Origin of the sequence: Moorena sp. SIO3B2, from assembly GCF_010692525.1 — a bacterium.
Taxonomy (GTDB): Bacteria; Cyanobacteriota; Cyanobacteriia; order Cyanobacteriales; family Coleofasciculaceae; genus Moorena; species Moorena producens.
On the sequence record NZ_JAAHHE010000001.1, the window covers coordinates 1 to 24,979 of the forward strand.

General features: G+C 41.7%; 6 protein-coding genes. 1 reads left to right on the forward strand and 5 read right to left on the reverse strand.

Features of this window, described 5'->3' with window-relative positions; all coding sequences use genetic code 11:
• On the forward strand, nt 1-2,276 hold a 2,276-nt coding region (locus F6K38_RS00005; protein WP_287355869.1), incomplete at its 5' end, for a response regulator.
• Between the two features lie 433 nt (nt 2,277-2,709).
• Here the strand turns inward: F6K38_RS00005 and mnmH are convergent.
• The 5 genes from mnmH to F6K38_RS00030 form a co-directional block, all read right to left on the reverse strand.
• On the reverse strand, nt 2,710-3,774 hold the full coding sequence (mnmH, locus tag F6K38_RS00010) for a tRNA 2-selenouridine(34) synthase MnmH (protein WP_287293295.1): 1,065 nt from the start codon (nt 3,772-3,774) through the stop codon (nt 2,710-2,712).
• Between the two features lie 448 nt (nt 3,775-4,222).
• Complete coding sequence (locus F6K38_RS00015; RefSeq protein ID WP_008191782.1) at nt 4,223-5,233, reverse strand: DUF6208 family protein; 1,011 nt, start codon at nt 5,231-5,233, stop codon at nt 4,223-4,225.
• Nucleotides 5,234-5,647: 414 nt separating this feature from the next.
• A complete protein-coding gene (locus tag F6K38_RS00020) occupies nt 5,648-12,283 on the reverse strand; it encodes a type I polyketide synthase (protein ID WP_287355871.1) in 6,636 nt (2,211 codons plus the stop codon).
• A gap of 2 nt (nt 12,284-12,285) precedes the next feature.
• A complete protein-coding gene (locus F6K38_RS00025; RefSeq protein WP_287355873.1) occupies nt 12,286-18,168 on the reverse strand; it encodes a type I polyketide synthase in 5,883 nt (1,960 codons plus the stop codon).
• A 78-nt stretch (nt 18,169-18,246) separates the two neighbouring features.
• Complete coding sequence (locus F6K38_RS00030; RefSeq protein ID WP_287355875.1) at nt 18,247-24,945, reverse strand: SDR family NAD(P)-dependent oxidoreductase; 6,699 nt, start codon at nt 24,943-24,945, stop codon at nt 18,247-18,249.
• Nucleotides 24,946-24,979: the final 34 nt, after the last annotated feature.

The window sequence follows — 24,979 nt, forward strand, 5'->3', positions numbered from 1 at the left end:
TCCAACTGAAGGATGCAGCCATTGCTCTAGAGAAGGGACAATTTGACCAAATTGTCAATCAGGAGCGCTCCGATGAACTTGGGGTTTTGGTTAAGGCATTTAATAACATGGCAAGACAATTGCAAGAGTCGTTTGCCACCCTAGAAGCCAAGAATACTGAATTGCAGCACCTCGATCAACTGAAAAACGAATTTTTAGCCAATACCTCCCAAGAACTCCGCACCCCCCTCAATGGCATTATCAGCATTGCTGAATCCCTGATGGATGGTGTTGCAGGACAATTGCCCTCCAAAGCAAACGCTAATCTTGCTATCATTGCATCTAGTGGAAAAAGACTAGGGAATTTAGTCAACGATCTCCTGGATTTTTCGAAGCTAAAACACAAACATCTTGAACTTCAAATTAAGCCAGTCAGCCTGCGAGAAATAGCCAATCTCGTCCTTGGACATTCCCAGTCTTTAATTGGCAAAAAACCTTTGCAGTTAATTAACTCAATTGCTGCTGATCTACCCTTGGTAGATGCTGACGAAAATCGGCTGCAACAAATTCTTTATAACTTAATCGAAAATGCTATTAAGTTCACTGAATCTGGTAGGGTGGAAGTATCAGCTGAGCAGTTACCTGTTAGCAATGATGAGTTACCAATGTTAGTCATTACTGTCTCAGATACAGGAATTGGTATTCCAGCAGATAAATTAAATCGGATTTTTGACTCCTTTGAATCAGTAGATTGCTCCAGGACTAAAGAATACGGCGGGAGGGGTTTGGGATTAGCGGTTACTAGACAGTTAGTCGAGTTACACGGTGGCAAAATTCATGTGCGATCGCTTAGGGTGGGAGAAGCACAATGCCGTCTGGGAGGCTCCCCTAGGCGATCGCAAAATAAGTCTGCTTCCCAGTTTACATTTACTTTGCCAGTGTCTCAGAGGCAGGTTCAGCAGACCTCAGCACTCTTCCCAATTGAATCAATCGCTCCAGTCCCCGACTTCACGAATGAAACCCCGAACTTTACTGGAGCCTTAGCAGCAGATAGTGGATATATCAAAATTTTGATTGTGGACGATGAACCAGTCAACCGCCAGGTTATTAGCAATTATCTTTCCATGGAAAACTATGCGATCGCTACAGCCACTAATGGTTTAGAAGCTTTAGAAATGCTCTCAACTGGCTTCCAGCCTGACTTGATATTACTGGATGTGATGATGCCCCGCATGACGGGCTATGAAGTTTGTGCAAAAATTCGCCAGAAGTTTTTGCCCAGTGAACTTCCGGTGATCATGTTAACCGCCAACAATCAAGTTTCCGATTTGGTAGAAGGGTTTACTTTTGGGGTAAATGATTATCTGACTAAGCCTTGTTCTAAGCATGAATTGTTAGCCCGAATTAAAAGTCATCTACGGCTTTCTAAAATTACCTCTGCTTATGGTAAGTTTGTCCCCCATGATTTTTTGCGCTTCCTGGGATATGACAGTATTGTTGATGTTAAATTAGGGGATCATGTTCAAAAAGAAATGACTGTTCTTTTTGCTGATATTCGCTCTTTTACCAGCCTATCAGAACAGTTATCTCCTCAAGAAAATTTTAATTTTATTAATAGCTATCTGAGTCGAGTTAGTCCAGCAATCCGCGCTCACAATGGCTTTATTGATAAGTACATTGGAGATGGAGTTATGGCACTTTTTCCTGAGTCAGCGGATGATGGGGTTCAAGGTGCACTTGAGATGCAACAAACAGTTGCGCTCTACAATCAGCATCGGTGCCAAAGTGGTTATGTTCCGATTACTATCGGTATTGGTTTACATACAGGTAGCTTAATGCTAGGAACCATCGGTGAACAAAAGCGGATGGAAAGTACGGTTATTTCTGATGCAGTGAATCTTGCTTCCCGCTTGGAAGGATTAACCAAACTTTATGGTGCAGGGATTATGATTAGCCAACAAACCCTCTATAACCTGAATCAGTTTCAAAAGTACAGTTATAGGTTTCTGGATCGAGTCAAAGTTAAGGGAAAAAATAAACCGGTGGCAGTATTTGAGCTATTTGATCAAGATCAGCCGCAACTGAAGGAGTTAAAGAGAACAACTAAGAGTAACTTTGAACAAGCTGCTTTTCTCTACCATCGGCAAGCCTTTGCCCAAGCTGAACAGATATTTCAGTCAGTTTTACAAAGCAATCCCCAGGATAAAGCAGCCATGCTCTATGTCAAACGCTGCCAAAGGTATCAAAGCTATGGGGTGCCAGAGGACTGGGAACGGGCAGAAGCGTTGCATGACTAATAATTTAGCGTTGCCCAATTGTGCAATATAGCGCTACGTGTAAGGCAAGAGGCAAGAGGCAAGAGGCAAAAGTTTACGTGCATTAGCAAATGAGCTTTTATCAATGTCCTAACTTTAATGAGTAGTGCTATAATTTACGGTAATTGGTAAAAAAATAAACTATGAACCTAAGCGAAACAACCGGACAGTATCTCATTATTTGTTATCAGTAATTTATCATTATATTTTTATAATTACTCGTACATAAAATCTATAATTGCTGATTAACTATCCTTAATTTTTTTGGCATTTAAAGTGTATATTATTTAAATCAAGTAAAAAAGATATATCCCAGTACCATTTTGCCTTTTGCCTTTTGCCTTTTGCCTTTTGCCTTTTGCCTTTTGCCTTTTGCCTTTTGCCTTGCTAAAACGCATTTTTAATGCGTTTTAACTTAGGATAATTCCGTCAAAGACACCAAACTATTGACCAAAGTATGAACACTATGCTCTGATAAATCCACAATCGGTAACGTCGATACTAAATTTCCATAACACTTACTAATCGAGCGGCGGTAAGCTGGATCATAATGAGTTTCAAGCAAATCTCCTACCAAAGCATGACCTTGATCCTCATCAATCATTTCATACCACTGATTAATTTTTTTGCAGCCATAGCGAGACCTTAGACACTCTAGCTTACCTTTGCAAAACTCAGGGTTAGTACCCAAGTGAGGATACTCTTGCAACAACCATTCAATTCGACGTGCCAGGGGTAACTCAACTTCTACACAACTAGCATCTTTCATATTTTGCCATACTGCATGAGGCAAATAAATTTGTCCAATCTTATTGCTTTCTGCTTCCACCCATACTGGCTTATCGACATCAAAGTGTTGCAATTTTTCCAATAGCAGGGATTCAAACCATTTTTGGGATGGTTGAGATAATGGTTCACCTTCCCACTCTTGACCCAGCAGGGAACCTCGATGATTGGCTAACTCTTCCAAATCCAGTACCTGAACACCTTCCTTAGCAAGTTGCCGCAAGATCAGGGTTTTCCCACTACCGGTTAGTCCACACAATACTCGGTAAGTAAACTGTTGTGGCAACTGTTCTAATTGTTCCCTTACATAAGCTCGATAGGTTTTGTATCCCCCGTCGAGAACTGTAACTTGCCAGCCAATTTGAACTAACACTGCTGCCAAACTCTGGGAACGCTTTCCACCCCGCCAACAATAGACTAAGGGATGGTAATTTTTATCCTTAGCAGCAAAGTGACTTTCCAGATGTCGAGAGATATTCCCAGCAACTAGAGAGGCACCAATTTTGCGAGCTTCAAAGGAAGACACTTGTTTATAGATAGTCCCCACCTTAGCCCTTTGCTGATCATCGAGCACAGGTAGATTAATCGCACCTGGCATATGATCCTCAGCAAACTCACTCGGGGAGCGCACATCAATAATTTCGCTGTAGTCTTCTTCCTTTGGCTGCTGGGTATAGTTATGCGATCGCTGCATTCGATGTTCAATTTTGTGTTTCGTGACATACTGTACATCATAACTGCGAAAAACGCTATATAATTCAATTTTGTTGTATCATGAATAGCTAAAATTTACTACTCTTTTCTAATTCTTTATAGGAGCATTTTCATGATATCTCCCCCTATTAAAAGACCCCAGGTTAGGAGCATGTCACTTATGCATAAAATTTGGACTAAAACTAAAGCCCCCTCATGGGTTTTAGCTTGCTGTGATAGTACCTATAGCAATCCTCAATCATTTTTTCCATCAGCAAAATATCAATTTTTTGCTGGGGAAGGGTTATAGCGATTCGGTGCAGTCGAGGCTATCGCGATTCGGCGTAGCCGACGCTACGGGAACGCTTCGGCCACTATATTTCACGAATCAGATCGGATTGCTATAGTTAATATGGTCTACAACTTTGACCTGCTCCCCTTCTAGAGTATCAGACTTCGCCCCCTGAACGGTTACAGGAAACTTCTGATACAAGCTCTGTACTAATCCAATTTAGCTGAAATAAATTATTGTCTAAATCTGACTTAGGACGCAATCGCACTAAATAAAAACCGTCGGTTTCTATCACAGAAGTTGTGTATTTGTCAGTATTAATTTGACAAAAATTAATTGGTAGACTAGAACGATTGTATGTGGTTAAATAAACATCATAATTAGTGAGTAATAATGGATTTAATGTCAGAGCCAAATAGTAACCTTTATAAATAACTCCATAGACAAACTCATTATTGGGGTCTCCCACAGGTAAAAATTCTTTTCTAACCCATTCTTTAGGTAGCCATTTCTGGCATACTAGAATAGTGAATATATAGTAATTAAGAAATCGATAAAAAATATTATCTTGTCCTATTAATTTGGGCAAATAATTGAAGTAATTGTTAATCTGACTACTATTAACTGATTCAGTATTGATAATTTGATTATTATCCATAATAACAGCAGGTAAACTGACTTGATCGTACCAATTATAATATCTTAAAGCTAAATTATATTTTCCCGGTTCCAGTTTGATTTCTTGCCATTGTTTATGAAATTTTGGCTCATGAGATGCTATGTATTTGACAGGTTTGCCTTCAGGAAAACTATAGATACCTATACTCCATGACTGAGCTGAAGCCACACAAGAACTGATATCAATTTTTAATGATTCTTTGACTGGAACCGGTTCTGTAGTGGCAATAATGGCGTGGACATTCCATCGAGGACCAGTAGTTAAAATATAGGATAGTACCAGAGGCTGTTTTAGCAGTTCTTCAGAAACAAATCGCCATTTATAAACTTCTTTTTTGGTTAAGTCTGCTATTTTTTTCTTGGTTTTGGTTTTCTTTTGAAAAAGAATGGGTATAAGTCCCTTAACAGCTTTATAAAATATCAAAGATAACAATGCTAGTGGAATTTCCCACCAGAGTTGGAAGAATAAAAATTTTTCTTTAGTTTCCATTATCAAATAACCTCTATACCTTAGTATTGTACCTGAATCTTGTCGAAATCCACATCCAGCCTACTGTAACAGGTTTTAAGCACCTAAACAAAATTAATTTACTACTACCAATCTCTGTAACCCTTACAGTGTAAGGCTTTGATTTTTTGAAAATGGGTAATTAATTTTGTGCACCTGCTTATTGTGATGTTAAGCTGGGGGGGTGACATGCAAGCTGAAATCCTTACTGAGTAATCATTTCAGCCCATAATTTTCCAAAAGATACATTCTGTTTTGGGCTGACTTTGGACGTATTTATAAGGGTTTGAGCTTGCCATAAAATCATTCGTAGGGTCAATTTGGGACTGTATCTTCCATGAGCCCATTGGCATCAAAACCTTATATAGTAAGCTTTTTGGGGCTCATGTCACCCCCTCAGGATGTTAAGATAAGTGATGCTAAAGCAGCAGCAGCATCAATATGAAGATTATGCCCTCCTGACAGAAAAACTCGTTTAGCTTGAGTCATAGTCATTTTCTGTTGTTGCAAATCTTCTGGTCGATTTAGTTTGCTACTATCTCCATAAACTAACGTAGTCGGAACTTGGATAGATTTGAGCATCTCCAAATATTGATATCGACCACCAGGTAAATTGTTTAAACCCAGAATAGAACGAGTACGAATAATTGCATCCCAACTCCAGCGAACTCCACCTTGATTTGGTTGTGTAATTCGCTGAGCTAAGATATAAGAAAATTCTTCTGACAGACTAGGTATCGCTTGACGCAACCTACTTGCAGCAGTTGCCACATCAGGAAAGATGGGATGTTGAGGAGTAGAACTGAGATAGTCTAAACAAGTCGTTAGCTGATTAACTGCGGATTCTTTCTTGCTTTCCTCAGCAGGTAGCGGAAGTTCTACCAAAATCAACTCTTTGATTTTCTTTGGTCGCACGCTAGCGATCGCAGTTGCCAGCATGGCACCCATGGAATGACCTACTAACAACAAAGGTTGGTCTGGTAATTCCTGAATTACCCGGTCTATCTGAGCTAAAAATGTCAGTGAACTATAAGAAGTCACCATTTCCAAATGAGAAGAGCGCCCGTGACCAAATAAGTCAGGAGCCACTACCCGATAACCTTGTGCTGCTAGAGGAAGTGCGACTTCTTGCCAAGCTAATCCTTGTTCCAAAATTCCATGAATACACAGAACTACAGGATGCTCCGGGGAACCCCAACTACACAGACAGATCTGATTTCCTCCGAACTCCAGGAATTTTTCCTCCATAATAGGCTGCTCTGTTGAGGGAGTTGTAGAGACTTGAGGCTGTTGATTTGTCGGAGTTGTAACTAGGTTTGGCAACTCATAACTAAGTTGGCTGGCTATCCGTTGAGTTTCTGACTTCAACGGATAAGGTAATTGAATCGTTTTCCATTTGTCTGCCAAGCTCTCATCAATAGTATTGTGTTTGAGGAAGTTAGGGTCACTGATTGACAATGACTTTTGATGAACACCCCCTGTCATGCGATCGCCCTGATAAGGTTGCAAAAGTTCTGGCTCGAAGGGAACATTGAGAAAGTCGCATAGTTGGGATAGCACTTGTTGAGGTTTTTTCACCAAGTCTTCATAGCGAATCTGATGCTGACGCTCTGGCTCCAACTGGCTCAGGAAATTTAGAATGTTCTGGTTACTCTTAGCCCACACCTGCTCCGCTACCCGGTAAGGATTTTCCTCACCTAACCCGACAAGTTTTTGCATCCGCATCCGCACAAATGATTCTATGACTGAGTAGGGATGACGAACTAGATAAATGTATTTGGAGTTAGCAAAGAGTGCTTCCCCTCGTTCTAGGATAGTGGGCTCCATAGCATAAGTAGGAGACTTGTCTACGAGTAGACGAGGTGCTATGTTCTCCTGGAGCATCCCATATACCTGCTGAATTGATAAGTTCTGTGACTCGAGGTCTTTAATTAGAGCCTGACTAGCTGTTGCATCCAGGTTTTTTACTTCCATGAAAGTTTTTTGTAGCCCTTCCCCCAAGTAAGAAAGGTTTAGTTGCTCCTGTCGCTCCTTCATGGTGTTAAAGGGTAACAGATGCAACTCCGGTGGTGAAAACAGGGAAGAATGACCCGCTAGCATGACTCTGAGTAAAGTTGAACCTGAGCGGGGACTCGAAAGGATAAAAATAATACCAGGAAGACGTGAAGAGACGGAGGCTGGACGTGCAGAGTTTCCACTAGGTGAACTTTTGGTTGCAAAGATTTCTAAGCTTGTTGGAGATGGTTGAGTAGCAAGATTATCTTCACTCAACTCAGCACTCAAATATTGAGTCAGGGAGTCGATTGTTGGTCGTTCGTAAAACTCTCTGGGATAGATAATAAAATCTAGGTCGCCACTAAGTTTATTGACAACTTCCATTCCCATTAGGGAATCCATACCCAACTCTACAAAATTGTCATCAGTGGAAATTTTTGATGGATTGATTCCGAGAGTTTTTGCTACTACCAATTGAATATAATTTTTCAAAATATCTTGACGTTCAGTTATTGGTGCAGCTTGCAATTTTTCTAAAATGCGTTCGTCTGTCTTTTCTGAGCTTGTCTCCTGTTGCAAGAGTTCTAATAGTAAAGAACTTGGATTTGCCGAACTAAATTGTTTTGCCAATACCGACCAATCTACAGGCAATACTCCCACCTGTGCTGTAGACTGAGTGCGTACAAGTTCCTCTAATACTTGTATTCCTTGCTCTGGAGAAATCAAACTTATCCCTGCCGTTTGCATTCGATTTTGATGCTGACTTGCAAGACGAGTCGCCATACCACCTTCAGACCAGCCTCCCCAGTTAATACTTAATCCTGGTAATCCCATCTCCCTACGATAATGAACTACAGCATCCATAAAAGCATTAGCTGCAGCATAGTTTCCTTGACCGGGTGAACCTAATAAGGAACTCATAGATGAGAAGCAAACAAAGAAATCTAGGGATAAATGCTGGGTTAATTTATGTAGATTCCAAGTCCCGTTGACTTTGGGGGCCATCACTTTCGTAAAGCGCTCCCAATTGGTTTGTTGCAGTAGGCCATCATCCAAAACGCCTGCTGCATGAATTACACCTAGTAGTGGGGGTAGAGATGTTTGAATTTGCTCTAGGATATTGGCGACATCGGATTCAACTGATATATCTGCTGAAAGAACTTTTACTTGAGTGCCTAATTCTTCCAAACTTTGAATCGTTTGTTGTGCTTGCTCAGAGGGTTGACGACGACTGATTAAAACTAAATTTCTAGCTCCTTTTTCTGCCATCCATGCTGCTGTCTTCAACCCCAGGGCTCCTAATCCTCCAGTAATTAGGTATGTGGCATCAGATCGCAGTGACAGGGGTTGAGATTCTTGGGGAATGTGCTTGAGTAAACGAGCAACGTATATTTTGCGATTGCGCACCGCTAGATGGTCTTCTTTTTGACTATCTATTATCTGTTGTAATAGTACTTCCACCTCATCTTCGGAACCCTGTGGATCGAGATCTACCAAACCTCCCCAAAGCTGCGGATGTTCAGAAGCGATCGTTCTACCTAATCCCCACAATGGTGATGTTGCCACTGTTAGTTTCTCTGTTGGTGACAATACAGGTTGAGTCCCTCTGGTGATCATCCAGAGTTTTGGTGGTGTTGAGTTGGGGTTTTTGACTAAAGTTTGTAATAAGTGCAGTGTACTGCCACATCCCCATAGTTGCGCTTGTTCTAAGGTTTCGGTGGTTAAATCTTGTTCAGAAGCAGTATCCAAACTCCACAGATGAATTACCTTTTGTAAGGGTAATTTACCGTTTTCGAATATTGTTTGATATACTTGTTCAAATTCCTGGGGATGAGATGGATTAATGTGATAAATCCCTGGTTCATAATTTTGATAATTATCAGCTTGATAAACTACACTGCATTCATTTCCCAGCTGTTGCAAATGAGTGGCCAAAGATTTGCCCAATCCTTTTGAATCTGTCAAAATCAACCAATGACAGACTTGATTATTTGATTTGTTTCGTTGGGGTTTTATAGCTTGAGATATCCACTGGACTTTATAAAACCATTTTTTGGTAGTTAATCTGGCTAATTCTTGTTGATGTTGTTGAGATAATGAGGCTAATAAATCCGGTAATAATTTCAACTGTTCCGGTGGTAAATCACTAGTTTTTTCGACTTTTTCTGCTAACTCTTTAGTATTTCCTTGGCTGAGTAATTTAACGATAGTAGTACTCGTACCTTCAGGAGTACCTTGGAGGTTTGGCTCCCCAGAGCATACAACTTGTTGTTGATTTATACTAGTTTCTACCCAATACCGTTCTCGTTGGAATGGGTAAGTTGGCAATACTACTTTCTCACGGCTATAATCTCGATCAAATCCTGACCAATCTACTTTGGCTCCCTGTACATATAACTGTCCTAAACTTGAAAGAATCTGTTGCCATTCATCCACTCCATGACGCAAAGATGGCAGCCACACACCAACGTCTGGCGATAGACATTGCTTGCCCATACCTAATAATATTGGTTTGGCTCCAATTTCTAGGAAAGTTTCATAGCCTTGTTGGTGCAAGGTTGCCATACCTTGGGCAAACCTTACCGGTTGGCGCACATGATTGACCCAATATTGGGCTGTGGCTATGCTCTTGTCTGCTTTTGTGCCTGTGACGTTAGATATGATGGGAATCCTGGGTTGATGGTAGGTGATTTGATTGGCTACAGCTTCAAACTCTGCCAACATGGGTTCCATCAAGGGTGAATGGAAAGCATGGGATACTTGTAGCTGTTTGGTTTTGATGCCTACTGATTCGAGGTGAGTTGCCATCGCTCTAATGGCTTCAGCTTCACCGGAAATGACTATGCTTTCGGGTCCATTGATGGCTGCTATTGCTACTTTGTCTTCTAGGGACATTGCCTTCAGAGTCTCTAGAACCTTGGACTCTGAAGCCATAACTGAAACCATCTCTCCACCAGCAGGTAATCCTTGCATTAACCTTCCTCTAGCGGCAATTAGTTTCAAGCCATCTTCTAAACTAAATACTCCTGCTACTGTTGCTGCTACATATTCTCCCACACTGTGACCCATCACGACATTTGGCTTAATACCCCAAGATTCCCATAACTTCAGCAAAGCGTATTCAATAGAGAACAGAGCTGGTTGGGTGTAACCAGTTTGATCTAGTGGAGAATCATTTGACTTTTGTGCATCTTGAGGGTATAGAATTTCTAGGAGTGGATTGTCCAGGTAAGGACGCAGGATATGGTCACATGTATCTAAAGCTTGACGAAAAGTAGGTTGAGTTTCATACAATTGCCTTCCCATATTCAAATACTGGGAACCCTGACCTGTAAATAAGAAAGCTACTTTGCTCTCACTGCCACTATTGGGTACTTTGCCAGAAAAAACTCCAACTACTTCTTCCCCTGCTGTGTGTTGCCGAAGTTTTTGTGTTAATTCCTCTGAGCCAGAGGCAATAACGGCTAGGCGATGGTTAAACTGGGCACGTCCTGTGTTAGCTGTGTAACAGACATCTGAGATAGCCAATTCTGGATAAGTTTCCCAATGGTTTTGATAACGACTGACTAACTCTTCGAGCGCTTTTTCTGTCTTGGTTGACAGGGTTAGTATATGGAGGGGACGTTCTAAGTCATTTTCACTTTTTCCTTTTGCCTTTTGACCCTTGATTAGCTCAGGAACCTCTTCCAAGAGTAAATGAGCATTAGTGCCACTTATACCAAAAGAACTAATCCCTGCTATTCTCGGTTTGGCTTCACAATTCCAAGGCATTAATGAAGTTGGTATTTTAATTGGTAATTTATCCCAATCTACATAGGGATTAGGCTGCTTTAAGTGTAAATGAGGTGGAATTTCTTGATGCTGAAGTGCTAAAACGACCTTAATTAAAGCTGATACACCTGCGGCTGCCTCTAAGTGTCCAATATTAGTCTTCACGGAACCAACTACTAAAGGCTGATCCACTGGACGATTTTTGCCATATATTGCGGCCAAAGCTTCTATTTCGATGGGGTCTCCTAAAGCAGTTCCTGTCCCATGAGCTTCCAAATAGCTCACCTGATGGGGTTCTAACCTAGCATTGCTCAAGGCTTGTTGAATCACTTGTTTCTGGGCCATTCCATTAGGAACTGTAAGACCGCTACTAGGTCCATCGTGATTGATTGCAGAACCTCGGATAAGTGCTGAAATTAAATCACCATCAGTAATTGCATCGGACAAACGCTTCAAAACGACAACACCACATCCTTCTGCCTGACCATAACCGTTAGCCGCAGCATCAAAAGTCTTGCAGCGACCATCAGGGGATAGTGCTTTCATTGTACAGCGGCCAATAGTACTGATTGGTGATAAGATTAAATTCACTCCACCTACTAATGCTAAATTAGATTCTCCTGATCGCAAACTTTGACAAGCTAGATGGATCGCAACTAAAGAACTTGAACAAGCTGTATCTAACTGTATATTAGACCCTTGTAAACCAAGTAAATGAGAAATACGACCTACACCAAGACTTCGATTATTAATAAGAATAGGATTACTCAGACTCGCATAGTCATCCGTGGAGACGCCCATGAATACACTTGTTTTACTATTCTTAAGGTTAGTCCATGTTTGCCCAGCATTTTCCAGAGCTTCCCAGGTAACTTCTAAAAGTAGTCTGTACTGAGGATCTAAACTAATTGCCTCCCGAGGAGAAATACCAAAAAACAAAGGGTCGAACTGGTCAACTTGCTCAATAAATCCACCCTGTTTGGTGTAGGCTTTTCCTGGAATTTCTGGGTTAGGCTCGTAATGAGCATTAACATCCCAACGGTGAGGTGGTACTGGTGTAATAGCATCTATTCCATCATGTAATAAGCGCCAATATGTAGATGGGTCATTAGCTCCACCAGGAAACCGACAGGCCATGCCCACAATAGCGATTGGTTCAGTTTTTGCTTTGTTGACTGCTTCAAGCCTACTCCGCATTTCTTGTAATACTTGAAGCACCTCTTGAGAGGATACATCTTGTTGGGTTGTTTTAGAAACATTGCTCATTGTCAGTTACCCTCCTTCAGTAAATTCTTGATTTCTTGTAACTCAGCAGCAATCGCATGATCAACTTTTCCTTGAGTTTCTATCTGGGCAGAATCTAGGTTTTGTGTATTTTGACTGTCATCAAGATCAACTTCTTCTTCCTCTTGCCCCTCTGGCAAAATTTCTTTGATTAAATGTTCCGCTAAGTTTTGGATATTAGAAGTCCCAAACAACTCAGCTGCACTAATCGAGCAACCCAAATTAGAACTCAAGAGATTTCTTAACTCAACTGTTAGCAAGGAATCCATGCCCATGTCAAAGAATCCCAACTCTGGATTGGGCAGTTTGGATTTATCAAATCCCAGCAATTTACCGACTTTAACTTGAAGATAACCGATCAGAATTTGGTTGCGTTCACTTTCAATTGCTAGTGCTAGTTGTTCTAAAAAGTTTTCATCCTTAGTTGTTTCTTTTTGTAGTTTTCTGGAAGCAAAAGCTTCTAAAAATGAAATTGTATGTCCTACTGGCAGCTGTCCTAAGAATTGAGACCAATTTATGGGGAATACTCCTACTTGGCTAACGGGCTGTGATAGCAACTCTCCTAATACCTGCAATCCCTTCTCTGGAGTTATAAGATTCATTCCGGTTGTACGCAACCGACTTTGATGTTGACTTCCTAGACGAGAAGCCATCCCTCCTTGAGCCCAAGCTCCCCAATTAATGCTTAATCCCGGTAAGCCCATGCTCCGACGATAGTCAGCCAAAGTATCCATAAAAGCATTTGCTGCGGCATAGTTTCCTTGACCAGGTGAACCTAGTAAGGATGCAATGGAGGAAAAACAAACAAAGAAGTCTAGTGGTAGCTTCTGAGTCAACTGATGCAAATACCAAGCTCCTTGTAGTTTCGGAGCCATAACTTTCCTGAAACGCTCCCAGCTCATCTGTTGTAAAACACCATCATCCAGGAATCCTGCTGCATGAATCACCCCTCGTAATGGTGCTTGAGATGCCTCAATCTGCTTCAGGATACTAGCAACGTCCTCTTCCTTAGAAACATCTCCTAGTATGACTGAGATTTTAGCTCCTGTTTGTTCTAATTGCTGGATAGTTTCCTGAGCTGTTTCTGAGGGAGTACGACGCCCGTTTAATACTATATGTCGTGCCCCCTGCTTAACCATCCATTGGGCTACTTCCAATCCCAATGCTCCCAAACCACCAGTCAATAAGTAACTGCCTTCTGTTCCGAATGCTATCTGTTGCTCTTGCTCTGAAATTGACTTTTGGGTTCGCCTTGCCAATCTAGCGGAATAACGCACTCCTCCACGAATTGCTATTTGGTCTTCATCATCAGGATTTAAGAGTTCCTTACCTAATGCTTCTAAGGCTTCTAAGCTGTTCCTGGTTTGGTCTAAATCAACTCGCCTACATTTCAGCTCTGGGTGTTCTAGTGCTATTACCCGACTCAACCCCCACACTGGTGCTTGCTGTACTGCTAGTTTCGGTTCATTCTCTTCTACATTTTGTGTTCCCTGAGTAACTAACCATAGAGGTACTATTGATGATTGCGAGTTTGACACCAATGCTTGCACTAAATATAGTACGCTGGCACAACCTAGTTCTTGAGCAGCTTCCAACTCTTCTGTTGAGGTATTAATATTCCATAGATGAACTACTCCTTCTAGGGTATCTTGGGTAGTAAACAACTCTTTTATTAGTTGTTGAAATTCTTGTGCATTCGTGGGATTTAGTTGATAGTGTTGGTCATCTAACTGCTTGTAACTAGAGCCTGGGGTTACGATGAGACAATTTTGATTCTGTTTTGCTAAGACCGTTTTCAATGCTTGCGTTTGCTGATCAGCAAATATGAGCCAATTTCCTGGTTTATTGGGTGATAGCAACTGTTGATGTTTTTTGGTTTCCCACTTCAGTTCGTAAACCCATTGTTTAACAGCTACTTCAGAGTAAGAAGACAGTTGAGCTAGCATTTCTCGGTTCAACTGATAACTTTGCTCTTGTGGTAAATTTTCTTGTTTTTTTGCTGTTAGTAATACATAGCTAGCCAATCCTTTGCTCAGTAATTTACCTAACTGATTATAGGATTGAAAAGCTGACTTAACATTATCGTCATGATTTTGTTCATATAATTCTCTGAGATTTTCTTCAAATTCAGCATCATACAAATAGTTGGATACTTCATGACTAATATCTATAGCACTAATTAATTGCAATTTATTTGGTGAGAGTTGCTCTACCCAATGTTGTTTGGTAATAAAGTAAGATGATGTTTCTTCGTGGTCAATATCAACATCACTATTAGCGATAAAATCTGCCATTACTAATAGACCTTCTTCCTGAAGATGCCTGCTTATATTGGAAAATAACAGCGATTTATCCTTAATATGATGAGCTACTTCAAATCCAAATGCCAGGTTGTAATTATCAGGAAACTCATCTTTTGAACTGTCTCGGTTAAAAATTTGTATCTGCTCTTGCAGTTGATAATCATTAACTTGGTTGGCAGCAAATTTAGCTTGTCCACTAGAAATTGTATAACCGTTTAGTTGTAGGTGTGGGTGATTTTTGGCTAAGGTTATTAAATCCGAGCCATATCCACAACCAAAATCTAACACTTTTTTGGTAGATGAGAAGTCTACTTGTGAAAAACATAGCCTTCTCAACTCTTGCTGTGCCTCTAATAAGGCTGTTTTATGGGTCGGGTTTTGATTAGAGTTAGTCAACATTTTTAGCCAGGAAAAACCGGGAATACTTTCTGGTAATATTCCAAAAGTTAAGAATTGCAGTGAATTATTTTCTTGTTGCTTTTCTTTACTCAATTTTTCTTGACTAATTTCTGCAAAAGAATTGTAATAGTCATAAACTACATTACCTTTAAATTCCAGATAATCTTGGTGACGGTTGACTAAGATTCCTAGCAACTTAGGCAACATTTTTTGTTCGTCTGCAGTTAATTCTGTAGAAAAGCTTAATTCCTGATTCAACCCTTCTATATCACTTTGATTAAGTAAGTCTACAATTAAACTTGAGCTACCATTAACAGCTTTTTGCCCTTGATTTTTGTCAGTATCTATCCAATAACTTTCTCTCTGGAATGGATAGGTGGGTATTGCTACCTTATGACAGGCGTAATCTTGGTCAAACCCTGACCAGTTTACCTTGATCCCTTTCATATATAACTGTCCCAAACTCTGCAACATCTGCTGCCATGCTTCTACTCCAGGGCGCAAGGATGGTAACCAAACACCAACCCCTTCTGGCAGACATTGACGTCCCATACCCAACAAAATTGGTTTGGGTCCGATTTCTAGAAATAACTCATACCCTTCCTGGTGCAGAGTTGTCATGCTCTCGGAAAAGCGCACTGGTTGCCGGACATGGTTCACCCAATATTCGGCAGAAGTAATTTCTGAGCCCACTTGTTGACCAGTAACATTAGATATTAGTGATATTTGAGGCTGACTATAGGTTACCTGTTTGGCTACTGCTTCAAACTCTGCCAGCATTGGTTCCATCAATCGTGAATGGAAGGCATGGGATACCTGTAGTTGTTTCGTTTTGATGCTAAGGGATTCTAGGTGAGTTGCGATCGCTCCTACTGCTTCTGCTTCCCCAGAAATGACTGTGCTTTCGGGTCCATTGATGGCTGCTATGGCTACTTTTTCTTCTAGGGACATAGCCTTAAATATCTCCAGCACTTTCGACTCTGAGGCGATAACCGAAACCATCTCACCACCTGCGGGCAATTGTTGCATCAATCTTCCACGAGCTGCAATTAGTTTGAGGCCCTCTTCTAAGCTGAATACTCCTGCTACTGTTGCTGCTACATATTCTCCTACACTATGACCCATGACCACATCTGGTTGGATTCCCCAAGATTGCCAGAGTTTAAATAAGGCGTATTCTAGGGCAAATAAGCAGGGTTGGGTATAGGCTGTTTGGTCTAGTAAGGATGAATTAGACTGTTCTTGGTTTGCTGGATAGAGAATTTCTAGTAAGGACTTTTCCCGGAACGTTTCTGTACCAAGGAGAATTTCATTACATTGCTCAAGTGCTTTGCGGAATACAGGTGCTTGTTGATACAACTGCCTACCCATATTGACATATTGGGAACCTTGTCCTGTGAATAACAAGGCGATTTTAGGTGCTGTACTGTTGTTTGGCAGTTCTATTGAGTAGATTCCGGTTACTTCTTCTCCCTGTTGGTGCTGTTGGAGTCTTTCAACTAATTCTTGTTGGTTCGAGGCGACAACTGCTAATCTGTTGTTGAAGTGACTTCTGCATGTGTTAGCCGTATAACAAATATCAGCGATTCTTAATTCTGGATGATTTTTGAGATAGTTTTGATAACTATTAACTAAATCATCAAGAGCTGCTTGAGTTTTGGCTGAAAGAGTTAATAGATAAACTGCACGTTCTAGAGTATCTTCTTGTACGGACGAATTTTGTAGGGGGGAATCGCCATTCCCCCCTACTTTTGCCGATAAGCTGTTGTCTTCTCTTGGTGCTTCTTCGATAACTACATGAGCATTGGTGCCAATAAAGCCAAAGGAACTTACTCCAGCGATGCGACTTTTCCCATTAGTTTGCCAAGGGGTGAGTTTAGTCGAAACTTGTACTGATAAATGCGACCAATTAATATAAGGATTGGGTTGGTTGAAATGTAGTGATGGTGCAATCTGTTGATATTGTAGTTGCAGAACTACTTTGATCAAACCTGCAATGCCAGCGGCTCCCTCTAAGTGACCAATGTTAGTCTTAACTGAACCAATGGTTAATGGTTGTTCTTGAGAGTGGTTGGAAGTAAATACTGTCCCGATCGCTCCAACTTCAATAGGGTCTCCCAAGGGAGTTCCTGTACCATGAGCTTCAATATAACTAACACTTGCTGGATCTACTCCTCCATTGGATAACGCTTTGCGAATAACCGCTACTTGAGATGGACCATTAGGCACTGTCAAGCCACCACTGGCTCCGTCTTGATTGAGCGCAGTTCCACGAATTACTGCCAGAATATTATCCCCATTGGCTACAGCGTCAGAGAGTCGTTTCAAGACAATCATTCCGCATCCTTCCCCACGCACATAGCCATTTGCCGAGGTATCAAAGGTCTTGCATCGACCATCAGGAGATAACATCTTAGCCTGAGAGAAAATAATACTAAGCTCTGGAGATAGAAGTAGATTTACACCTCCAGCTAAAGCCAGATTACATTCTTGTTGTCTTAAACTCTGACAAGCTAGATGCACGGATACCAAAGAAGAAGAGCAAGCAGTGTCTACTGCTAGACTAGGGCCTGTTAGTCCCAATATGTATGATAAGCGTCCTGCAGCAGCACTATAAGCATTACCTGTACCCCAATAAGCCTGTGGAATTTCACAACTAGTCGCCAGCTTATTTGAATAATCGTTACTACAAATACCAATAAATACTCCAGTCAGACTATTAAACAAATTATCTGGGACTAGATTTGCCTTTTCCAAGGCTTCCCAACTCACTTCTAGCAAGAGGCGTTGTTGGGGGTCTAGACTTTGAGCTTCTCGGGGTGAAATACCGAAAAATGGGGCATCGAAGCCATCTATTTGAGAGAGAAAACCACCGTCGCGGGTAGAAATCTTGCCTGGAGCATCCGGATCTGGGTCATAGTAGTTATTAACTTTCCATCGATTAGAGGGAACCTCACAGATTGCATCAACCCCATTATTGAGTAGTTGCCAGAAGGATTCTGGAGAGTCTACTCCACCAGGAAAACGACAACTCATGCCAATTATCGCTATGGGTTCCTTGCTTTGAGTTTCGTATTTTTCTAGTTTGGAGCGTGCATCTTTAAGGGCTATAAGCGCTCTTTGTAAGGCTGAGAGTGATTGTTCTTGTTCTTGTTTTGGGTTCATTGTGTTTTAAAGGGTTGTAGTAGATTTTATAGGTATGATGTTTAGCTTCTTTACTTAAACACCAATAGCCACCTCGGTTCAGATTAACTTTTCTAATGCTTCAATTTCTTGCAAAACTGATGCTTCTAGTTCAATTTCTGAGAGTTCGGTAACATCTGATAATTGAGATAATTGGTCTGCAGCAATATCTTCCTCATCTACTTGCTTTTCTGTTGTATCTAGGTCAGAAGAGAAATCTATCGGCATGACATCATTGGCTAAATACTCTACCAATGCTTCTACTGTAGGATAATCAAATAACAGTGTTGAACTTAAGCTTGTACCTAAGCTTGACTCCAAGCGATTTTTTAATTCTACTGTAGTCAAAGAATCTAATCCTAAGTCAAATAAAGGTTGACGCATGCCGATCTTTTGTGTATCTTTCCAGCCTAAGGTTTTAGCGATCGCTAAGCGAAGGTGAGTTGTTAATAGCTCGTGACGGTCTGAAACCGGTGCTGCTTCTAGCTCTTCTCTAAATACCGACTTTTGAGTTAATGATGGTGTTTGGGAAATGAAATCCGACAAAAATGGTATCTTTTGTCCACCAGGAAACTGCCTGATAAATTGTGACCAATTAACAGGGAATACCCCCACTTGGCTTTGAGATTCTGATAATAATGACCCCAATGCTTGCATGCCCCTTTCTGGCTCTATGGCACTTAAGCCCATGCTCTCCATCCGTTGCTGATTTTGAACTGCTAAACTAGCGGCCATGCCTGCTGATGCCCAAGCTCCCCAGTTGATACTCAATCCTGGCAGTCCCATACTGCGACGATAGTGAGCTAGGGCATCCATAAACCCATTTCCTGCAGCATAATTGCTTTGACCTGGTGAACCCAACATAGAAGCTATAGACGAAAAACATACAAAGAAGTCCAAGGGGAAATCTTTGGTTAGTTGATGCAAATACCAAGTTCCTTGGACCTTTGGTGCCATTACTTTGGTAAACTGTGACCAACTCATATTTTGCACTAATCCGTCATCTAACACCCCGGCAGAATGAATCACTCCTTTGAGGGGGGGTAATGATGCCTGAATCTGCTGGAAAATTTTCGCCAGATCTTCTCGTTGAGAAACATCCCCTAGTAATACACTCACAGTGGCTCCAGCTGTTTCCAACTCCTCAATAATTTTTTGTGCGGTTTCCTTCGGAGCACGACGTCCAGTTAAAACGATATTTCTTGCTCCTTGAGTTACCATCCATTGGGCTACTTCCAATCCTAAGGCTCCTAATCCTCCAGTGATCAAATAACTTGCGTCTGCTGTGATAGATTTGGGCTCACTTTGGGCTTCTGGCATGGAAACCACTACCTTGCCTACATGTTTAGCTTGCTGCATGTACCGGAAGGCTGCTGTAATTTCTGTACTGGAGAATACTTTATGAGGTAAGGCTTTGAGTTTTCCTTGGTTCCACTGCTGGGTTAATTCTTCTGATAGTTGCCCAATTAAACCCGGTTGCTGTTGGACTGCTTCTTGTAAATCAAAGGGGAAATAACTCACATCTGGTCGTTTTTCCTTGACTTGCTCTTTTTCCCAAATTCCGATTTTGCCGATTTCCACAAATCTGCCTTTTGGGGTTAATACTGCCAAGCTCTGGGGAATATACTCTCCGTTGAGGCTATTGAGCACGACATCTACCCCTTCTCCTGCCGTGCGTTTCATGATTTCCTCGGCAAAAGCCACCGTGCGGGAGTTCATAATGTGTTTAATGCCCAAAGATTGGAGAAATTCCCATTTGCTTGGACTAGCTGTGGCAAAGATTTCTGCTCCTGCAACTTGGGCTATTTGGACTGCCGCTTGCCCTACTCCACCAGCTGCTGCATGAATTAATACTCGCTCTCCTGGTTGAATTTTGGCTAAGTGCTGCAACCCGTATTGGGCAGTTAGGAATGTCAAGGGTAGAGTCGCCGCTTCGCTGAAACTCATTTGTTTGGGCTTGGCTACTACATACTCTACTGAGGTAGTAATAAAACTGCTCAAGCCGTCGTGCAGGAGTAATCCTATTACTTCGTCTCCTATTTGCCACTGTGAAACTTGTGCTCCTACTGCGGAGATTTTCCCGGCACATTCAAAGCCGAATGTTAGTTGCTCTGCGCTAGTAATGTTAAAGTGTTCGGCATAGTAGTCTTTGAGTAATCCGAGGGCATTGAGCACGTCTCGGAAGTTTAGCCCCACCGCTGCTACCTCAATTTCTACTTCATTTGCCAAGGGCGTTTTCCGCTGCATTGGCTGCCAGTTGAGGTTGTCTATGACTCGGTATTCTGACAGTTTTAATTGCACCGGCTGAGCCGCTGAGGTGATTTGGTTTTGCTGTGGTTTTTGTACTAGTCTGGCTACATAACGACTCCCTTGGCGTATCGCTATTTGGTCTTCTACATCTTCTGATAAGAGTTCAGTTACTAGAGAGTCTACTATTTGAGTTGGCTCTAAGTTTGGGTCACAATCAAGGCGTTTACACCCTAATTCTGGGTGTTCTTGGGCAATGACTCGTCCTAGTCCCCATAAGCTTCCATACTCAGGGTTGATTACTTCTGAGTCTGAGATTACCCTTTGAGTTCCTCGGGTGACTAACCACAGTTTTGGGATGGTTTCAGGTTTGCTGTTGATAATTGCTTGCACTAAATGCAGCACTGTGGCACAACTTTGTTCTTGAACTGTTTGTATTTCTAGATTGTCTTTGCTTTCGATCTCCTGCACACCCCACAGATAGACAATCTGAGTAATCCCTGGATTTTCTGCTAGCAGTTGTTGAAATTGTTCTCTACTTGTGGGATTGATTTGATAGTGTTGCTGAGCTAGTTTCTCATAGGTATCTCCTGGTGAGACTCTGATAGACTCATGACCTTGGTGTTGTAGTGCTTCTATCAGTTGAGTATCCTGTGCGAAAACTAACCATTTATCAGTTGCTGATGATGGGGTAGTTGATGGTAGGGGTTGGGTTTGCCAGTTGATCTGATAAAACCAATGACTAATATCTGGTTGCAGGCTTCTCAATAGAGCATCGGCTGTGGTTGCCGTTACTCTTAATCCCTCAATTTCTGCCAGGAGACTTCCCTGATTATCTACTAATTTAATACTTCCTTTTAACGTGTTTTCTGGTATTTCTACTATCGCCCATACTTGAGTTATTGTCTGACGATATAGTTTTAATTTGTCTATGCCTACTGGCAGATAAGCTTTGTCGTCTGTTTCTGTGTTGCTTATAGCATGACCTAGGATTTGTAGAGCTGCATCTAAGAGGGCTGGATGTAATTGATAGTCTGTTGCCTGTCCTGCTATTGCCTCAGGTAAGGCTATTTTCCCTAGGGCTTTTCCCTGACCTTTCCACAATTGTTTGATTCCTTGGAAACTGCTGCCGTAGTCTATCCCTCTTGACTTAAATTGTTGATAATGTTGTTGGATGTCTATTACCTGACTACATTCTCTCTGGTATTGCTCTAGGTCAATTTTGCCTTGGGCATGGGTTGTGGAGTCTAGGAAGATTTTACCTTCGGCATGCAAAGTCCATTGGGGTGTCTGTTGATGTTCCCCTTCTGATGTACTAAGTATCTCAAACTTATAGCTATTGTTTTCCAAGGTACTGATTACCGTTTGTACTATCTTTATTTCTGTTTCTGGTATCACTAACCCTCTTACTATGGTTACATCAGAAACTACGACTTGATATCCAGTCATCAACAGATTTTTTCCAGCTGCAGCGGCTATTTCTAGATGGCCTGTGGCTGGAAATAGTACCTTGTTAAATACTTGGTGCTGACTCAGGTAGGCTGGGGATTCTGCTGTTAGGTATGATTGGAAATGATGTTGATTTTCTATTCTTGCTAGGTTGAGTTTTTCTCCTAGTAACGGATGCAGGTTTTTGGCGGTTGACCCATAGGGTTTTGGTTGGTAGCCATTTTGAGTTTCTACCCAATACCTTTCTCTTTGGAAGGGATAAGTGGGCAATATTACTTTCTCACGGTTATAGTTTTGGTCAAATTTAAACCAATCTACTTTAGCTCCCTGCACATACAACTGTCCTAAACTCGAGAGCATCTGCTGCCATTCATCCACTCCCGGACGTAATGAGGGCAGCCACACACCCATCTCTTCCGGTAGACATTGACGCCCCATACCTAACAAAATTGGTTTAGGTCCGATTTCCAGGAATAATTCATATCCTTCTTGGTGCAGAGTTTTCATGCTCTGGACAAATTGCACTGGTTGGCGCACATGATTTACCCAATACTTGCCTGTCACTATGTTATTGTCCGCTTTTGTACCTGTGACATTCGATATTAGTGGTATCCTTGGTTGATTGTAGGTGAGTTGATTGGCTATATCTTCAAACTCTGCCAACATCGGTTCCATCAATGGTGAATGGAAAGCATGGGATACCTGTAATTGTTTCGTTTTGATGCCAACGGATTCGAGGTGAGTGGCGATCGCCTCTACTGCTTCTGCTTCCCCAGAAATTACTATGCTTTGGGGTCCATTGATGGCTGCTATGGCTACTTTTTCTGACCGGGACATCGCCTTCAAAGTTTCTAGCACTTTCGACTTTGATGCCATCACTGAAACCATTGCTCCACCTGCAGGTAGTTTCTGCATCAAGGAGCCCCTAGCAGCAATTAGTTTCAAACCAGCTTCTAAGCTGAATACTCCTGCTACGGTTGCTGCTACATATTCTCCGACACTGTGACCCATAACGACATCTGGTTTGATGCCCCAGGATTGCCAGAGTTTGAAGAGGGCATATTCTATGGCAAATAGAGCTGGTTGGGTATAAGCTGTTTGGTCTAGTAGGGATGAATCTGATAAGTCGTCTGCTGGATAGAGAATCTCTTGTAATAACTTATTTGGGAACGTTTCTAGGCTACTGAGAATTTCCTCGCATTGGTTAATCGCTTCACGGAAAGTTGGTGCTTGTTGATACAACTGCCTTCCCATGTTGACGTATTGGGAGCCTTGTCCTGTGAATAACAAGGCGATTTCAGGAACTGTACTGTTGTTTGGCAGGTCTCCTGAGTAGATTCCGACTACCTCTTCTCCCTCTTGCTGTTGTCGAAGTTTGTCAACTAATTCTTGTTGGTTGGAAGCGACAACTGCTAGTTTGTGGTTAAAGTGAGTACGTCCTGTGTTCGCTGTATAGCAGATGTCGGCTACCCCTAATTCAGGGTGAGCTTTGAGATAATTTTCATAACTACTGACCAACTCATCAAGAGCTGTTTGAGTTTTAGCTGAAAGAGTTAATAGATGGAGTGAACGTTCTAAATACTCTTCTCTTTTGAGTTTTGCTCCTTTGCTGTCCTTGAGGACTTGCTTTTGACCACCCGTGGCCCTTGAGGACTTGCTTTTGACCGGTATTGGCGCTTCTTCTAAAATTACATGAGCATTCGTTCCACTCATGCCAAATCCACTGATTCCAGCCAAACGAGGTTTCTCTCCTTTGAGCCACGGGAAAGCTTTTGTCGGAACCTTAACTGGTATTTGCTCCCAATTAATCCGAGGATTAGGCTGATTGAAGTGAAGATTTGCCGGAATCTCTTGATGCTGAAGAGCTAGAACAACTTTAATCAAAGCAGCTATTCCCGCTGCTGCTTCCAAATGTCCAATATTACTTTTGACTGCACCTAAGAACAGAAGTTGTTCCTTAGTTCTTTGTTGACAATAGACTTCGTCGAGCGCTCTTACCTCCAGAGGATCTCCCAAAGACGTACCCGTACCATGACACTCAACATAGCTAATCTGTAAGGGATTAACCTTGGCATTGTTCAAGGCTTGATGAATTACCTTTTTCTGAGCCTGCTGATTCGGAACTGTAAACCCGCTACTAGGCCCATCATGATTAATTGCTGAACCTTTTACCAGTGCTAAAATACGGTCACTATCTGCTAGAGCATCTCGAAGACGCTTGAGTACAACTATTCCACAACCCTCTCCCCGGGCAAAACCATCAGCACTGGCATCAAAGGTTTTACACCGACTATCAGGTGATAAAGCTTTACCTTTGCAAAGTACATGAGTAGTATTAGGAGCAAGCATCAAGTTTACCCCTCCCACTAGAGATAGATTCGACTCCCTAGAACGTAAACTTTGGCAAGCCAAATGTAAGGCAACCAAAGATGAAGAACAAGATGTGTCTAGGAATAAAGTAGGTCCTTGTAACCCCAAAATGTAGGCAATTCGACCTGCTGACATACCCATATTAGAGCCTATGCCTAAATAAAAATCAGGTAATTTGTCAGGTCGATTTGTACCAATAACTGCATAATCATTGGTCATCTGACCAACGTATACTCCTGTATCAGTATTTTTCAAACTTTTGGGGGAGATACCTGCATTTTCTAAAGCTTCCCAAGTAACTTCTAAAAGCAGGCGTTGTGAGGCGTCCATATTGGCTGCTTCTGTACCAGAAATCCCAAAAAATTCTGGCTCGAATTGGTCTACTGGTTGTTGGAGAAAATAACCCTGACGAACATAGATTTTGTTAGGTACATCAGGGTCTGAATCATAGTATAAATCAACATCCCATCGGTCTTTAGGAATCTCTGTCCTGAGATCCCTTGCCTCTTGGAGCAATTTCCAGTAAGTTTCTGGACTATCAACTCCACCAGGAAAACGACAGCCAATGCCAATAACGGCTATTGGTTCTGTAGCTGCTGTTTCAATTTCATGCAGTTTGGCAGTTGCTTGTTGAATTTTTAGCAGCAGAAGTTGCTGATTGGATAGTTGGGTTGTTTGGGAGCTAAGTTCCATCTTTATTGCTTCTGTACTCTCTTATTTTAAGAAA

Bases quoted from the DNA above. Each gene is read 5' to 3' on its own strand.
- mnmH (WP_287293295.1), bottom strand. From the start codon at position 3,774: ATGCAGCGATCGCATAACTATACCCAGCAGCCAAAGGAAGAAGACTAC.
- F6K38_RS00015 (WP_008191782.1), bottom strand. From the start codon at position 5,233: ATGGAAACTAAAGAAAAATTTTTATTCTTCCAACTCTGGTGGGAAATT.
- F6K38_RS00020 (WP_287355871.1), bottom strand. From the start codon at position 12,283: ATGAGCAATGTTTCTAAAACAACCCAACAAGATGTATCCTCTCAAGAG.
- F6K38_RS00025 (WP_287355873.1), bottom strand. From the start codon at position 18,168: ATGAACCCAAAACAAGAACAAGAACAATCACTCTCAGCCTTACAAAGA.
- F6K38_RS00030 (WP_287355875.1), bottom strand. From the start codon at position 24,945: ATGGAACTTAGCTCCCAAACAACCCAACTATCCAATCAGCAACTTCTG.